The sequence below is a fragment of the Mesorhizobium sp. P5_C1 genome, from assembly GCF_054049815.1.
The window spans coordinates 1-16,087 of record NZ_JBFULQ010000093.1 but is presented as its reverse complement, the minus strand read 5'-3'; the positions used below and the strand labels follow the sequence as shown (position 1 = coordinate 16,087).

Annotated in this window: 15 protein-coding genes; 6 read left to right on the top strand and 9 right to left on the bottom strand. The window is 63.6% G+C overall.

Annotation, left to right across the window (positions count from 1 at the left end; translation table 11 throughout):
• From ACXJ7R_RS10585 to ACXJ7R_RS10575, 3 genes are all read left to right on the top strand, one after another.
• Positions 1-1,027, top strand: a 1,027-nt coding sequence (locus tag ACXJ7R_RS10585) for a sugar ABC transporter ATP-binding protein (protein ID WP_457151786.1), incomplete at its 5' end; no start/stop codon positions are given.
• Positions 1,027-2,076 carry an ABC transporter permease gene (locus ACXJ7R_RS10580; RefSeq protein ID WP_457151785.1) on the top strand — a complete coding sequence of 350 codons (1,050 nt, stop codon included), beginning with the start codon at positions 1,027-1,029 and terminating at the stop codon, positions 2,074-2,076. The genes ACXJ7R_RS10585 and ACXJ7R_RS10580, both read left to right, overlap by 1 nt.
• A 67-nt stretch (positions 2,077-2,143) precedes the next feature.
• Positions 2,144-3,127, top strand: coding sequence for a substrate-binding domain-containing protein (locus tag ACXJ7R_RS10575; protein WP_457151784.1), 984 nt, complete (start codon positions 2,144-2,146; stop codon positions 3,125-3,127).
• 182 nt (positions 3,128-3,309) lie between these two features.
• On the opposite strand, the gene ACXJ7R_RS10570 is transcribed toward ACXJ7R_RS10575, so the two are convergent.
• From ACXJ7R_RS10570 to ACXJ7R_RS10540, 7 genes are all read right to left on the bottom strand, one after another.
• Entirely contained in the window at positions 3,310-4,284 is a 975-nt protein-coding gene (locus ACXJ7R_RS10570; protein ID WP_457151783.1) for a nucleoside hydrolase, read from the bottom strand.
• A gap of 108 nt (positions 4,285-4,392) precedes the next feature.
• Positions 4,393-5,328 (bottom strand): phosphatidate cytidylyltransferase, encoded by a 936-nt coding sequence (locus ACXJ7R_RS10565; RefSeq protein WP_457151782.1) that lies wholly within the window; start codon positions 5,326-5,328, stop codon positions 4,393-4,395.
• Entirely contained in the window at positions 5,328-5,990 is a 663-nt protein-coding gene (locus ACXJ7R_RS10560; protein WP_457151781.1) for a lysophospholipid acyltransferase family protein, read from the bottom strand. The genes ACXJ7R_RS10565 and ACXJ7R_RS10560 overlap by 1 nt, the downstream gene beginning before the upstream one ends.
• Positions 5,987-6,427, bottom strand: a complete 441-nt coding sequence (locus tag ACXJ7R_RS10555) for a hypothetical protein (protein ID WP_457151780.1) — start codon at positions 6,425-6,427, stop codon at positions 5,987-5,989. The genes ACXJ7R_RS10560 and ACXJ7R_RS10555 overlap by 4 nt, the downstream gene beginning before the upstream one ends.
• Positions 6,424-7,746, bottom strand: a complete 1,323-nt coding sequence (locus tag ACXJ7R_RS10550; protein ID WP_457151779.1) for a phosphatase PAP2/dual specificity phosphatase family protein — start codon at positions 7,744-7,746, stop codon at positions 6,424-6,426. The genes ACXJ7R_RS10555 and ACXJ7R_RS10550 overlap by 4 nt, the downstream gene beginning before the upstream one ends.
• Positions 7,747-7,751: 5 nt before the next feature.
• Positions 7,752-9,530: a bifunctional alpha/beta hydrolase/class I SAM-dependent methyltransferase gene (locus ACXJ7R_RS10545; protein WP_457151778.1), complete on the bottom strand. Its 1,779-nt coding sequence runs from the start codon at positions 9,528-9,530 to the stop codon at positions 7,752-7,754.
• Between the two features lie 37 nt (positions 9,531-9,567).
• On the bottom strand, positions 9,568-10,173 hold the full coding sequence (locus ACXJ7R_RS10540) for a CDP-alcohol phosphatidyltransferase family protein (RefSeq protein ID WP_457151777.1): 606 nt from the start codon (positions 10,171-10,173) through the stop codon (positions 9,568-9,570).
• A gap of 251 nt (positions 10,174-10,424) precedes the next feature.
• Here ACXJ7R_RS10540 and ACXJ7R_RS10535 point away from each other — a divergent pair, with 251 nt between their 5' ends.
• From ACXJ7R_RS10535 to ACXJ7R_RS10525, 3 genes are all read left to right on the top strand, one after another.
• Positions 10,425-10,904: a MarR family winged helix-turn-helix transcriptional regulator gene (locus ACXJ7R_RS10535; protein ID WP_457151787.1), complete on the top strand. Its 480-nt coding sequence runs from the start codon at positions 10,425-10,427 to the stop codon at positions 10,902-10,904.
• Positions 10,901-12,070, top strand: coding sequence for an HlyD family secretion protein (locus ACXJ7R_RS10530; protein WP_457151776.1), 1,170 nt, complete (start codon positions 10,901-10,903; stop codon positions 12,068-12,070). Before ACXJ7R_RS10535 ends, ACXJ7R_RS10530 begins: the two co-directional genes overlap by 4 nt.
• A gap of 322 nt (positions 12,071-12,392) precedes the next feature.
• Positions 12,393-13,925, top strand: a complete 1,533-nt coding sequence (locus ACXJ7R_RS10525) for a DHA2 family efflux MFS transporter permease subunit (RefSeq protein WP_457151775.1) — start codon at positions 12,393-12,395, stop codon at positions 13,923-13,925.
• Positions 13,926-13,975: 50 nt separating this feature from the next.
• Here ACXJ7R_RS10525 and ACXJ7R_RS10520 read toward each other — a convergent pair whose 3' ends face one another.
• The gene (locus ACXJ7R_RS10520; protein WP_457151774.1) at positions 13,976-14,491 is read right to left on the bottom strand and encodes a CAP domain-containing protein; all 516 of its coding nucleotides are present in this window, start codon (positions 14,489-14,491) and stop codon (positions 13,976-13,978) included.
• A gap of 79 nt (positions 14,492-14,570) precedes the next feature.
• A complete protein-coding gene (locus ACXJ7R_RS10515) occupies positions 14,571-15,794 on the bottom strand; it encodes a TadE/TadG family type IV pilus assembly protein (protein ID WP_457151773.1) in 1,224 nt (407 codons plus the stop codon).
• Positions 15,795-16,087: the final 293 nt, after the last annotated feature.

The following is a 16,087-nucleotide window of genomic DNA, read 5'->3' as shown; positions in this document are numbered from 1 at the left end:
GATCATGGACGAGCCGACGGCAGCGCTGACGGTGGGCGAGGTCGAAAGGCTCTTCGACATCATGCGCAAGCTCGCCGCCAGCGGCGTCGGCATCGTCTATATCTCGCATCGCCTGGAAGAGGTGCCGCAGATCGCCGACCGGGTTACGGTGATGCGCGACGGTCGCGTCGCCGGCGTCACCGAGCCACATGCGCCGCAGGCCGAGCTGGTGCGCCTTCTGGTCGGGCGACCGCTGGATGAGCTTTATCCCGAGCGCGCCAGGGAGGCTGGCAAGACGCTGCTCAGCCTGCGCAATGCGAGCTTCAGGCTCGCCCATGAAAGCGCTGGATGGCAGCCGCCGACAGGCATCTCACTCGACGTCAAGGCGGGTGAGATCGTCGGGTTGGCCGGCATCATGGGGGCAGGGCGTACCGAACTCTTGAGCGCGCTCTACGGCACCGGCCTTACCGGCCGCTGGGAGGGTGATGTCGCGGTCGACGGCCGCCCGGTAAAGCTCGATTCCATCAAAGCCGCACGCGACGCCGGCATCGCCTTCGTCACCGACGATCGGCGCGGCAGCGGCTTGATGCTGAGGATGGCGGTGGGCCTCAACCTGGTCATGTCGGTGATCCGACGCATCTCACCCTTCGGGCTGATGTCGGCGCGCCGGCAGGCGGACGCGGTGAAGCAGTCCTTCGGCCAGTTCGATATCAGGCCGAAGAATCCTGACATCGCCGTCGGCGCGCTTTCGGGTGGCAATCAGCAGAAGGTGGTGCTCGCCAAGGAGATCCTCGGCAATCCCCGGCTGCTGCTGCTCGACGAACCGACGCGCGGCGTCGATGTCGGCGCCAAGGGTGAGATCTACACGCGGCTGCGGCAACTGGCTGCACAGGGCCTCGGTATTCTGGTCGCTTCCAGCGAGATGCCGGAGCTGATCGGCCTGTGCGACCGCATCGTGGTGCTGCGCCAAGGGCGCAACGTGGCGGAATTCATCGGCGGCGTCGACGAGCACACGGTGCTTGACGCGGCAAATGGCAGGGAGGCCTGATGTCTGAGCAGAAGATTTCGGCGGCAAGCGGCCCGGTGGCCGCAGCACCGGTGCATCGTGATCCGCTAGCCTTGGTAGTGCGCTTCCAGAGCCTGATCGGCCTCGTCGTCGTGGCGATCGGCGGCGTCATCTTCTCGCCGCGGCGGCATGGCGAAATCTTGTTCCTCAATCCCGACAACATCGCCAACATCGTTCGCGCCGTGTCCGAGACCGGCATCATCGCCATTGGCATGACCTTTGTCATCATCACCGCTGGCATCGACCTTTCTGTCGGCGCTGTGCTCGGGCTCTCCAGCGTCGTCACGGCATCGATGATGATCTCGGGCGGCTTCGGGCTCATCCCCACCATCCTCGCGGTGCTCGTCATGGGCATCGTCTTCGGCGTCATCCAGGGCACCATCTCCAGCCGCTTCCGGCTCGAGCCGTTCATCGTGACGCTCGCCGGCCTGCAGGCGGCGCGCGGACTGGCGTTGGTCGTGTCGGGCAATCAGTACATCAACATTTCCTATGGCGACGGGCCGGGGCTGGCGCCACCGGTGTTCGCGGTGCTGGGTGAGCGGCTGTTCGACAACACCGTGCCTGTGGCGACGATCGTGTTCATCGTCTTTGCCGCGATCGCCACGATCGTGCTCAACACCACACGTTTCGGCCGCTATGTCTTTGCCGTCGGCGGCAACGAGCGCGCGGCGCGTATTTCCGGCGTGCCGGTGTCGATGGTCAAGATATCGGTCTACGCCATCACCGGCTTTGCCGCCGCACTTGCCGGCATCGTGCATGCCGGCCAGTTCAATTTTGGCAGTGCCAATGACGGCATGGGCTACGAGCTTACCGCGATTGCCGCCGTGGTCATCGGCGGCACCAGCCTGTTCGGCGGCGCCGGCTCGATGGTCGGCACCGTCGCCGGCACCATTATGCTCGGCGCGCTCGCCAACATCCTTCAGCTCAACAACATCACCCCCGCCATGCAGCTGCTCGCGACCGCCGCGATCATCGTGCTGGCGGCAGTGCTTCAATCCCTCGTTCGTCGCCGCGAGGGTTTGGGTCGTTAGGAGGTTGGCGGCAGGAAGTCGAAGTCAACCAAGGTCTGGCCCCGGCCCGACGAGGAGGAGAGTGAGTATGAAAACCACAAGACAAAGGCGTGCCCTCAAGGCCGCGCTTCTGGCAGGCGCTGGCCTGTGCATCGCGGGAGCCGCCCAGGCTGCCGATCCCATGGTCAAGGCCTGCGCCAAGGACGGCCAGTTCATCATCGGCTTTTCGCAAGCCAACAATGCCGAACCCTATCGTCAGCACGTCAATGACGAGCTGACCGCGGCGGCCAAGGAAGTGCCGGGCTTCACGCTGCAGATCGCCGACGGCGCCGGCAACGTCAACACGCAGACCTCGCAGGTCGACAATTTCATCACCCAGAAGGTCGATTTGCTGTTGATCTCGCCCTTCGAGGCGGCACCGCTGACGCCGGCGGTCAAACGCGCCATGGATGCCGGCATCCCGGTCATCGAACTCGATCGCAAGACGGTCGGCGATCCCGGCAAGGACTACACCGCCTTCATCGGCGGCGACAATTACAAGATCGCGCTCGAGGCGGGCAAGTATACCGCCAAGACCTTGCTGCCCGATGGTGGCGAAGCAGCCGTGCTCGAAGGACTGCCAAGCTCTACGCCCGCAGTCGAACGGCTGAACGGCTTCAAGGATGGCGTCAAGGAGAATGCCAAGATCCAGGTCGTCGCCGAACAAGCCGCCGACTGGGTGCCGGACAAAGCCCAGACCGCCTTCTCGGCCATGCTGCAGGCGCACCCCGACATCAAGGTGCTCTATGCCTCGAACGACATGATGGCGGCTGGCGCGCTGCTCGCTGCCAAGGGTGCCGGCAAGGACGTCAAGATCATCGGCACCGACGGCTTGCCGGGACCTGCCGGCGGCATCGAGGCGGTGGCGAAAGGCGACTGGGCCGCGACCTTCACCTATCCGACCGGTGCCAAGGAAGCGATCGAGATGTCGAAGAAGATCCTGCTCGATTGTGCCTCATCGGTGGATTCGACCGTCACCGTCGACACCACCGCGATCACGCCCGAGAACGCCAAGCAGCTCGCCGGCAAGTAAGCTCTTGTAGACTGTCCAGGGCGGGGTCCAGACCCCGCCCTGCGCGCGTTCGCAACCCTCACCGGCAAGTCGACCGGCTCTGATCGCGGTGGGCAAGAGTTCGCTGGATCACACGGGGCGCGTGACGTCACGGACGAAGATAGCGATATCGCTACGACGACTGTCCGGAGGAAGGGTGTGTGTCACCCCTTCTGCCTCGTCAGCCGCTCCAGCGCATCCACGATCAAATCGCAGAATTTTTGATGGTCGAGCTTCATCGCAACGGTGTGGCGGAAGTCGACCTGCTCGCTCGCCGTGCCGCCGAAATGGTGCATGCCACCCATCTTCTCGAAATTGCAGACCGTCATGCCCTTGGTCCAACGGCCGGCAAGCTCGACGCGGATGTCGGCCTTCTCGGTGGTGAAGACGGTCGGGTCGATCATCGCCGCGACGCAGCACGCGTCATGGATGGCAGGATACTCGATCTGCAGGAGGCCCCCATGCGTGGTCGCAATGAACTCCCAGATATCGAGGATGAACTTGGCCATCGGGCCGCCGACGGCGCGCACCCTGTCCTGAAGTCCCTTGGTGGCCAGCGCCTGGTGCGTGAGATCGAGCCCCACCATGGTGACGTCCCAGTTGGCCCGGAACACCACGTCGGCGGCTTCCGGGTCGGCATAGACGTTGAACTCCGCCGCCGGCGTGATGTTGCCTCTGGTATAACTTCCCCCCATCGCGACGACCCCTTTCACCCGCTCGACGATGCGGGGGTCCTTGCGCACGGCAAGTGCAATGTTGGTGTACGGACCGACCGGCACCAGCGTGATCGTCTTCGGCTCATGCGTCATGACTGTGTCGATGATGAAGTCGACGGCATGGCGCTTGTCGAGTTCGAACGAGGCGGGCGGCAGTACGGGGCCGTCGAGCCCGGTTTCGCCATGGATCTCGATGGCCAGCACCTGATCGATGAGGAGCGGACCGGGAGAGCCCTTCGCCACCGGCACCTTGATGCCGTAGGCGGTGCATACCGAAAGGGCATTGCGCGTGGTGTTTTCGACATTGTGGTTGCCCGACACCGTGGTGATGCCGAGGAGATCGATCCGTGGATTGCCTGCCGCCAGCAGGATGGCGATAGCGTCATCATGCCCAGGGTCGCAGTCCAGTATGATCTTTTCCATGTGGCACCTCTTTTGCCGGCCGAGCCTGTCGGGACAAGAGACTGCCGCACCTACGCCGTCAAGCGTCTGGCGCTCAGCCGACCCAGCGTAGAGTTTCCAAACAGGCGCTCACACCGTCCAGAAATAGCGCACGATGTGAAAGAAGACCGGGGCAGCGAAGACCAGGCTGTCGGTGCGGTCCATCATGCCGCCATGACCTTCGATCAGATGGCCCCAGTCCTTGACGCCCTGGTCGCGCTTGATGGCCGAGGCGACCAGTCCACCCAGAAAACCCATCGAGCAGGCGACGAAGGCCACGGCTGCCGCCTGCAGCGGCGAGAACGGCGTCACGAACGACAGCAGCGCGCCGAGCAGGCTCGCCGACACCAGTCCGCCGATCAGGCCTTCCCAGGTTTTCGAAGGCGAGACGTTCGGCGAAAAACGGTGTTTTCCGAACAGCTTGCCGAAGATGTATTGCAGCACGTCGCTGCCTTGCACGACGATGATCAGGAAGGCGATCAGCAACAGGTTGCGGCCTTCGAAGCCTGGCACATTGAGGGTTAGCAGCGCCGGAACGTGGCTGACGCAATAGACCGAGATCATCACCGCCCATTGCTGGGCGGCGATCCGCTCGAGAAAGCGTTCGGTGTCGCCATGCAGCGCGGTGATGGCCGGCATCAGCAGGAAGCAGTAGACCGGAATGAAGATGACAAAGAGCCCGTACCAGGCGGTCCACACCAGCCAGTATTGAAACGGTATGATGATGCCGAACATGCCGAGCAGCACCCAATGGTCGCTGCGGCTTGTATGCGTCAACGTCACGAATTCGCGCAGCGCCGCAAACGAAATCAGCGCGAACAGGATGGTCATGCCGTCGCGGCCGAAGAAGAAGGCGACCGTTATCAACACCACCATCACCCACCAGGCGTTGATGCGCTGGGTGAGGTTGACCAACGTTGAACTGAGCGGCTTCGGCGCCCGCGCCGAAAGTATGGCGGCGACGATGCTGGCGGTGGTCAGCACCGCCAGCAGGCCGATGATCAGAATGGAGATTTCGTGGCGCATCAATCGTCTCGCTCGGGGCGCGGGTTGAGCGCCAGAAGCGTGGCGTGGGCGCGCTCGAGAAAGGCGCGGCGTTCTTCGCCTGGAGCCACAGCCACCGGCGCGCCGAAGACGACGCGGCACAGCAGCGGCACCGGCAGGAACTGGCCCTTGGGCAGCACGCGCGACATGTTCTCGATCCAACAGGGGATCAGCTCGACCTCAGGCCGTGCCATCGAAAGATTGTAGAGCCCCGAGCGGAATGCCAGCAGCGGCTCTTCGGTCATGTTGCGCGTGCCCTCGGGAAACAGGATCAGCGAATGGCCCTGGTCGAGAACGGACAGCATGATCTCGATCGGGTTTTCTTCGGGTCTCGTCCATTGCCGGTTGATGAGCACCGACGACAGCATGTCCTCGGCGATGAAGCGGCGCAGCCGCGACTTTCCCCAGTATTCGCCGGCGGCAACCGCGTGAGTGACGGCGCGCTCTTTCTCGCTCAGGCAGGCCGACAGCAGGATGAAGTCGCCGTGGCTGGTGTGATTGGCGAAATAGATGCGCTGCCGGTCGGACGGCAGGCTGCCATTCCAGATCGGACGCACCCCGGTCACCACCCAGGCCAGCGCCGAGAGGCCGACGGAGGTTACCGTCTGCAGCAAGGTGAAGGTCGTGAGCGAAAGCTTGCTCATCGCGGCGCCCAAAACCCCGCCGCCAGAAGCGCTGCGGCAAACAGGGCCAGCCCGGCGCGCTGCTTGAACAGCAAGCGACGGGTGCCGGCCATGCGGTCGTCGAGCGGGCGTGTCGTGGAGGGCGAAGTTTTCAGGCGCATGCGCGCCAGTATGTCATCCACCGCGGCGCCACCGGAAGCCTCGTCGTGGCTGGCCATCAGCCGGAACAACAGCGCGTCGAACACCAGGAGCGCCGACAGCGCCAGCACGGCAACCGCGCTCGCGGCTGTGACCGACAGCGCAATGGCCGCAGGCAAGGTCTCGAAGGCGCCGCGCGTCGAAGCAGCCAAAGGCGCAAGGATATTTGCCGCCACCACAGTCGCAGCCGGCCATGCGGCTTGCTTCATCAGCATGCGGGCGAAGCGATCGGCCCGTTCCTGGTCGGCATTGCCCGTCATGCCGCCCGTTCCTCGGCCTCGGCAAGATGAACCGGCCGGCCGGTCGCCATCAGCATCTCGCGGGCAAGCTTCGGCGTCCTGGCCCTGCCGGTCGCCACCAGCCATTCGGCGACAACGCCGGCGCTGCGCTGGAAGCCGAGCGCGCAGCAGACCAGCACGGTGCCGTCGCGGCGCGCGCTCTCCAGCGCGCTGGCTGCCTGCTCAAGCATCGTCACGGGCGGCGGCAACAGGTCGATCATCGGAAAGCTGATCCAGCGGCAATCTGCGGCCGCCGGCTTTTCAAGTTCGGCGGCGAGGTCGATCACTGTGCCGAAGCCGCTGGCCTCGCTTGCCGTCGGAAAGCGGCCGAGAAAGACACCGTCACTGACGGCCACGAACGGCGGGAGATTACGCGTCCAAATCGCGGCATTCACCCCAGCGCCCAGCCGGTAGGGCCAAAGCAGGACGCAGCTTGCCAGGGACACATGACCTTCCGCAGTTTTCTGGAACACCTTTGCGCCGGCCCCGGCATAGCCGAAGGCGACGATGGCCAGTGCAAGTGCCGGCCAAAGCAGGATGAGTGCCGTGGCGGAAAAGAAGGCGCCAAGCGCGGCTCCGGCCAGCGCAAGGACGGCGCCCAGCGCATAGAACAGCGCCAACCGGCGCGCCTTGGTATCGCTGGTCAGCCGGGCGCCTGAAAACGGCAACTCGCCGGCGCGCGGAAACAGCCACAGGGCAAAAAAACCGAGCAGCGCGCCGGTCGGGATGTCGATGAAATGATGTTGCCAGGTCGTCAGCACCGAGGCGCCGATCAGGAAGCACCAGCCATGCCAGAGCGGCAGGAGGAGGCCGCCGAGCCGGTGGCGCCAGTGATCCCAGATGATCACCAGCAGTGCGATATGCAGTGACGGCGCCTGGTTGAACGGCTTGTCGAAACCGCCAAGCACGGCAAACAGGAAACCCGGCAGGCCGCTCGTTGCAGGCCGCACGAACGTCAGCGTCAGCGGGAAGAGGATGAAACAGGCAACGGCGACGATCTGCGCGGTGAGATAACGTCCGGCCAGGCGGTCGACCCCTTGCCTGGTGTCGTTGAGCAGCAGCGACAGGCCGTAGAACAGGTTGATCGACCAGTAGGGCACGATGGTCCAGGCGAGGAAGGGGATGCTGTGTTCCCAGGCGAACACGATGCTGCCGACGTCGTCGCGCCGCGACGCCAGCCAGTTGGCGAAGCCGTAGCTGAGGTAGAAGAACGGCGCCAGGAAGGCCAGCCAAAGGGCTGCCCTGACGACCACCCGGCCATAAGGTTCTGCGCGCACCGTGGATGCAAGCGATGACGCCATCCTGTTCAGCGGCGCCGTGCGACCGAGACGGTGAAGATGCCCCATTGGTCGATGCGCTGCTCGAGCTTGTCGAAACCGGCGGCTTCGACGAGCTGGTCCATCTCGCCTTGCGTGCGCCGGCGCATCACCCAGGCCTGGCCGCCGCGATGCGAGGTCAGGCTGCGGGCGATCATCTCAAGCTGCGGATGCCAGGGCTGGTTGGTGTAGAGCAACAGGCACCCCGGCTGCATGGCGTTGGCCAATCCACCGAGCGAGCGGGCGATCATCGCGTTGTCCGAGAACAGTTCGTAGAGGCCGGAAACGATGGCGAGGTCGGGCGCCGGATCGATCGAGGCGAGCATGTCGGCATCGAAAGCGTCCGCGCGCTGAAACGAGACGCTCGCCGGCAATTGCCGTTCGGCGATCAGCTTGCGGCCAAGCTGGACATTGAGGTCGGAGTAATCCTGCAGGCGCACGCTCGCCGGCTGTTCGGGGCTTTTCACGATGGCGTCGAGAACATAGCGGCCATGGCCGGCGGCGATGTCGAGAATGTGGGCTGGCCGCCCAGTGGCCTTGAGCGCCGCCAGGCAAGAGCCGATCAGCTCTTCGAGATGCAGCTTGCGCTGGCGGATGCCGCGCCAGCCGATGGCTTCCAGGAAGATTCGGTCGACGAAGCGGCCAAGCGGCGTAAGACCGCGCGCGTCGTTCTCGTAGACATAATCCAGCGTCGAGCCGGAATCGAAGCCGGTGGTGACGCCCGCCTTCATGCCCGACGAGACCCAGGCGCCCATGCGGATGGAGGCACGGCTGAATGCCCAATAGAGGCCCTTCGGCGACAAGAGGTCGAGCGGCGACGCAAGCCTGTCGGCCTCATCGCGCGTATACCCGGCGATATCAGCCTGCTTCAGGTCGACAGGCGCATCCGGCGAGGCGAACTGCTTTTCCAGGAACGGCCGGATCAGGTCGAGGGCCTGCGCCCGGTCGCGTTCGCCCAGCGTGTCGTGGAAGAACCCCGGCAACACGTGGCGTTCCTTTGTGCGGCTGCCGAGATTGACGAAAAACGCGTGCTGCGGGCCGTGGCGCACCACCCAGTCGCTGCCGGAAAGCAGAAGCTGCGTCGGCACGGTGATGGCGCGGGCGTCCGCAACGATGCGTGCTGCGTGCTGGTAGAGTTCGACCAGGATGTTGGAGGCGATCGGCCGCGTGATCAGCGGATCGCTCTCGAAGGACGCAATGCGCACGGGATCGTGGGTCAGGAACTTCGCCTTGACGTAGGAATTGACGAAGAAGCGGCCCTTGATGTTCTGCCAGAACGCGATGCCTTCCTTGGCGAAGGGCACGTAGAGTTTGACCGAAAAGGCTGGTGAAGCCAGCACCATGGCGCGCAGTTTCGGTGCATAGTCGTGCACCCAGGCCGCAGTGAGCACGGCGCCGAAGGATTGCGCGATCAGTGCAATATCCTGCGTGGCGAAGCCATCCCGGGCGGCGATCTCGCGCATGAAACAGTCGATGTCGCGCACCAGGGCCGAGAAGGAAGGGGCATAGCCGCGCTCGCCGGACGAGCGGCCATTGCCGCGGGCATCCCAGGCATAGAAGGCGTGGTCCGGCATCCGCAGTTCGTCGACGAGATGGGCCATGCGACCGCCATGCTCGTGGCCGCGGTGGAAGAGCACGACCGCGCCCTTGGCATTGGCGGAAGCTGCCGGCCAGAAGCGGTAGAAGATCTCCGTCCCGTCATGGCTGCGGAAGACACGCTCTTGCGCTTGCCGCTCAAAGCTTTCCGCGGCGATCGGTTCGTGCATCATGGTCTCTCCCTCGGGCGGCATGGCGAAGCCTCGATGCTTAGCTGGCGCTGCCAATAAGGCCAGCGCGTATCCGGTTTATGGCGGTCAACAGTGAAAGCGTTGCCATGGCCGGAAACACAAGCGGCGCGATGGAAGCCGGCCAGAGCCCGGCGGCGCACAACACTGCGACCACGCCCAGCGCCAGAGCCCTGTCGCTCTTGCCGAACGGCCCGGCATAATTTCGCCCGATCCCGGCAGCGATGCCGAGCACGCCGGCGAATTCGGTCAGCACGGCGGTGAGGGCGAAGGCGACGACGCCCCATGGGCTGAACTGTGGAAAGACGGCGAAAGGCAGGATCAGCGCAAGGTCCGAAACGACGTCGCAAAGCTCGTTCAGATACATGCCGAGCGTCGAAGCCTGCCCGTGTTCCCGCGCCAGCATGCCATCGACGGCGTTCAGCGCCATTCGCACGAACATCACGACGGGAACGAGCAGCAGCGAGCGCCATTCATGCAAGATCGCGATGGCCGTCCCGGCCGCGATCGACATCAGGGCGGCAAGGATGGTTATGCTGTTTGCTGTGACCCCGATCGCCGCCAGCCGATTGACCAGCGGCCGCAGCCTTCCCTGGAAAGCTGGCTTGAGAGCGTAGAGCGTCGGCATTTGGTTGATCCCCCGATCCTGACAGCGGCTGTACATCAATCTGTCACACTCGACCAGCGGCACGAAGCGGCGCCTCTCTAGCGCGCACATCCTGATGTGGTGGATGCGGTCATGCCGACTGCCATGGCCACCGACCAGACGTTCACCACCCGCTAACCATGATTGCGAAGCACGGCCGTCATGCACATTTGCCGGTTTCTGGTGCAACCCGGCATCTTGAATAATAAGCACGCTTATTATATATGCCGCTCATGGTTTCTGATGGCATAGACAGATTGGGCTTCTTGATCCACGACGTGCAGCGCCTGATGCGCAAGCGCTTCGAGGCGAGGGCCAGTGGCTTGGGGCTTTCTTCGGCGCAATGGCGGCTTCTGGTCCGCGTTGCCAAGGAAGATGGTGTCGCGCAGGCGCGGCTGGCCGAACTTCTTGAAATCGAGCCGATCAGCGTTTCGCGCCTGGTTGACCGCATGGAGGAGGGTGGCTGGATCGAGCGCCGCCCCGACGCAGCCGATCGCCGCGTCCGCATGATCTTCCTGACGCCCAAGGCGAGCGACGCCTACGCCGTGATCAAGAGCATTGCGGGAGAAGTCTATGAAGAATCGCTGGTCGGCGTGAAACCGGAAGCCCGTCGCGTCCTGATCGAGGGACTTGAGGCGATGGTCCGCAACCTGACTGACGACGAGACGCCGTCCGTTGAAAAAGTGAAGAGTGCAGAAGGCGCAGCAGCATGAACGCGGTAGCCAAGATAGACGAGAAGGTGACCGAGCTGGAAGTGGACGCGCCGGCGCAGCCGGCCGCGGCCCCGGTGGCGGTTGCTCCTCCGATGCAGCCGGCCCCGGCGCCGGTGAAGAAGAAGCGCCGGCTGGGCCGCTCCCTGCTGATGGTTGCGCTGCCTGCGGTGCTAGCTATCGGCGGCGGTTACGTCTGGGTCACCGGCGGCCGCTACCAGGAGACGGAGAACGCCAATCTGCAGCAGGCCAAGGTGTCGATCGCTTCCGACACGGCCGGTCGCATCGTTCAGGTCGACATCGCCGATAACCAGCTGGTCAAGCAGGGCGATGTGCTGTTTGCCATTGACCCGGAGCCCTACCGGATCGCGCTGGCCCAGGCCGACGCGGCGGTGGCGGGCGCGCGTCTCAATGTCGAGCAGTTGCGCGCGGCCTATGGCCAGTCGATGGCACAGCAAAGGTCCGATGCCAGTGAGGTCGACTTCGCCCAGTCGCAATTCGACCGTGCCGCGGACCTTGCCCAGAAGGGCATCAACGCCAAGTCGTCGCTCGACCAGGCCAAGAACGATCTCGACAAGGCCAAGCAGCAGCTTGCCGTTGCCGAGCAAGGCATCATCAGCGCCAAGGCGGCCCTTGGTGGCAATCCCGACATCGAGACCGACAAGCATCCGACCGTGATGGCCGCGCTCGCCGCGCGCGACAAGGCGGCCTACGATCTGGCGCAGACCACGGTCAAGGCGCCTGCCGACGGCGTCGTCAGCCAGGCCTCGTCGTTCAAGGTCGGTCAGTATGTCGGCTCCGGCACACCGTTGTTTTCGCTGGTCGAGACCGGCGACACCTGGATCGACGCCAATTTCAAGGAAACCCAGCTGACCCACATGAAGCCCGGCCAGAAGGCCGAGATCATGGTCGACACCTATCCGGGCAAAACCTTCGAGGCGACGGTCAAGGCGATCGGCGCCGGCACGGGAGCCGAATTCTCCCTGCTGCCGGCCCAGAATGCCACAGGCAACTGGGTCAAGGTCACGCAGCGCATTCCGGTGCGCCTGGAACTGACCGATGCCGACGCCAAGATGGCGTTGCGCACCGGCATGAGCGCGACCGTTACCGTCGACACCGGCGTTGCCCGCGGGTTTCCCGCCATATTCGGCCACGCTACGGCGGGCTAGGCGGCGGAGTAATATCGGCGCAAGCCCGTGGGGAACCAAGCGGGTGTAAGCTGGTAGCAGGATTGGTCTGATGGGAGGAGTGGAAGAACCAGCGTTTGGTTGGAGCCGCGTCGCGGATCGACCGGAATCTGAAATCTTCGACACGGACCCCTCGGTCCTCATGTTTCCGGGCGGCAGGCATCCGCTCATCAGAGACTTTCGGTCGATGTAACCCCCACATCGGCCATCGCGTCCCACCGCGAATGAGGGTCTCTCAACGGAAGGCCATGCCGCCCGGAAACCTGTTCTACACGATTTTGTTACCTGCCGGAAGTTCCGCATCATGAGCACGCCCGAACCCTTCAAAGAAGTGCCGCATCGTGGCCTGATCACGGTCGCGCTCATGCTGGCGACGATCATGCAGGCGCTCGACACGACGATCGCCAACGTTGCGCTGCCGACCATGACCGGCGATCTCGGCGCCTCGCCGGACAACATCAACTGGGTGCTGACGTCCTACATCGTTGCCGCCGCCATCATGACGCCGGTCACCGGCTGGCTGGCCGACCGCTTCGGCCGCAAGGAACTGTTCCTGACGGCGGTGGTCGGCTTCACCGTGTTCTCGATGCTGTGCGGCATCGCCTGGAGCCTGGAGAGCATAGTGTTCTTCCGGCTGATGCAAGGCGTGTTCGGCGCCGCGATCGTGCCGTTGTCGCAGACCTTCCTGCTCGACATCAACCCGAGGGAGCGCCACGGCCAGGCGATGGCCATCTGGGGCGCCGGCATCATGCTCGGGCCAATTCTGGGCCCGACGCTCGGTGGCTGGCTGACCGAGAATTTCAACTGGCGCTGGGTGTTCTTCATCAACCTGCCGGTCGGCATTGTCGCCTTCCTCGGCATGGCCGCCTATTTGCCGGCTGTTGCCCGGCGGGTGCGCGGTTTCGATTTCTTCGGCTTCGCCATGATATCGCTCGGCGTCGGCGCGCTTCAGCTGCTGCTCGATCGCGGCGGCGAGGTCGACTGGTTTTCCTCGAATGAGATCTGGATCGAGCTTGGTCTTTCGCTGACCGGCTTCTGGGTGTTCATCATCCACACGGTGACGGCCGAACATCCCTTCATCGATCCCAAGATCTTCCTCGACCGCAATTTCGTCACCGGCCTGGCGTTCATCTTCGTCATGGGTGTGCTCATCCTGGCGAGCATGTCGTTGCTGCCGCCAATGCTGTCGACCATCTTCGGTTATCCGACCATCACCATTGGCGTTGTCCTTGGGCCACGTGGTATCGGCACGATGATTTCGATGCTCGTCGTCGGGCGGATCATGAGCAAGATCGACGCCAGGATCCTGGTCGTCATCGGCTTTCTGCTGACCGCGCAATCACTCTACACCATGTCCAGCTTCACGCCTCAGATGGACAACTGGCTGATCATCAGCTCCGGCGTCATCCAGGGCCTGGGAATGGGAATGGTGTTCGTGCCGCTGTCGACCGTGGCCTTCGCCACGCTTGACGTGCGCTTCCGCACCGATGCCACGGCCTTGTTCAGCCTGGTGCGCAATCTTGGCTCGTCCATCGGCGTGTCTGTCGTGACAGTTCTGATGGTGCGCAACACGCAGGTCAATCACACCGAGCTTTCGGCCTTCATCAATCCGTTCAACCCCAATCTGTGGGCGGTATCGCCGGCGGCCGCAAGCGGCGATCCAATGGCGCTTTCGGAGGTGGATCGCATGGTCAATCTGCAGGCGATGATGATCTCCTACGTCAATGACTTCAAAATACTCATGGTGATGACGCTGATTTCCATTCCGTTTGTTTTCCTGCTGCGCAAGCCAAAACAGGCGCCCGCCGGTGGCGCACCAGCCGCACACATGGACTAGATGTCGTCGCCCTCGAAATTCAAGGCGACGACCTATCGGGGAGTGCCGCCTTACCTTCCCAGCACAAGGCTCCAGTAGCGCAGGGCGCCGTCGCGGCCGTCGCGCACATAGGCGAGGCCAAAGCGGGTGAAGCGTGGGTCGAGCATGTTGCGCCGGTGGCCGGGCGAATGCGCCCATATGTCGAACAGCTTCTGCAGGTCGAAACGGCCCTCGGCAATATTCTCTGCGGCGGCGCCGGCAATGCGATTGTCCTTGACGCGCGAGGCGAAATCCTTTCCCCAGCCGGTGGTGTGGCTCATGCGGCCACGCCGCGCCATGTAGCCGGCCTGCTGCAGGGCGGCTTGCTCGAGCTGCGGGTCGGCGACCAGCGGCGGAAGCCCGGTCGAGGCGCGTATGCTGGCCAGCGTGCCGGTGGCGGACGAGGAGACGCCGGCGCCTTCGCCGGTCGGCAGCGAAACTGTGCTGCAGGCGGCAAGCCCGGCCAGGGCTGCAAGGCCGACTGCCTTGAGCCATTTGCGCCTGTTCAAGTTCGCGATCTGCTCGTGTTCGATTCCCGTAGTGGTCATGCCTGCCTGAGATAGTCGCGATCATGGCTTTTGCCGGGCAGGGCGGTGGAAATCTGGAATCGAAACGGCAGTTGCCCGCTCATTTCACCAGAGTGATGAGGCGGCTTGCATACATCTCGCGATTTCCAAGCACGGCTGTGCAGTCGGTCTTGATGGATGAGTTGCCGGTCATCTGCACGGTCAGGCCAACAAGCCTCAGGCAGTCGCCTTGACCGCTCATATCTGAGTTGCCGGCAAAGGAAATGGGCGCGTCGGGCGCATAGACGAACCCGCTGATCACGGAATTTGCGCCGCCATTCAGCGTCAAGGCCGAAGTGTTGCCATGACTCTCGAAAATGGTAATGCCAGCGTATGGACCGCTGGTGGGAGGGGAAAGGTTCACCATTTCATTTGCATTTATGTAGGTCTGTGCGCCCTCCATGAGGAATATGGTCACGCCTTGGCCGTTCAGGCTGCCGTTGCCGCCCGGCTTTATGGTGGTGCCGCGCAGGATGTAGACACCTGGATTGAGCGTGATGTTTCCCGACAAGGTCTTGTCGCAATACGTGCCGGGCGACAGCGTGTAGGTTTTGCCGTTCGGCACGGGCAGGCACAATGTGTAGGGGGGTGGGACGACGTCCGCCAGTGGATCGAACGACGCATATTGATATTCGAGCGGCGCACCGCAGGTAAGATTGGCGTTGGGCGGCGAAAGTCCGGAAGTGCCGCCGACGGTCGAGACGCAGCCCGCCGACACCTGCGCCGAACCACCTAAGCTGGCAGCATCGGGCGCATCCGAGTTTGCCGCGATCACGCAACTGCTCATAGAGACATCGGTCGAGCCCTGCAGGCTCACGGCGGCCGACGCATGTGGATCGAGCGCCAGCACACAGGCCTGCGCGCCGGGATTCATCTTGACCGTGGCCGAGCGGTGGGCTGGCCAGGGGGCCGCGCCATTGATGAAGCTCGGACGGTTGATGCTGGACGAAACCGAGATGTAGTAGGCACTCGGGTCGCCGCTGGCGCTTGCCGAAAAGGCGGAGACACTGCCCGAATACTCCTGCTGGTCGGCGACACTCATATTGGCCGTAAAGAATGCCAGCCCAAGGTCCTGCACATCACTCGCGGTCATGCTGGGTAGGTACTTTGTGCCGACGGCAAGTCCAGCCGCGTCCAGCGAATTCTGCAATTGCGCAGCGTCGTCGCTCGTGCCTGTCAGATCGATGGTGCCGGCCACGACAAGCATTATCGGCAGCATTGCTATGGCGGTCGCCATGGCAAAGTTGCCGCGCTCCGAAGACCAGAAGCCCTTCAATACGAACATCGCCCCTCGCCAAAACCTGTAAAGCCCAAGTGATACGCCAGGGGTCTCTACGCGCTATTTCAGTAATTACTAAAATTTGTAATGCTTAAATGCAGCAAGATGGCCGACCAAAACGAAAGCCTGCCAACGCACGGCCATATGAGAGGTGACAGCGAGAGATGAGCACGAGGAGCAGCTTCAAGCTATTGACGCGGCGACAACCCCTGGCAAATCGGCTATGGTGCTACATCTACTAGTGGCAGCTGCGGGCGGCCATCCGGGCGGTGACCGTCCCCGACACACGGGAGGAAGGT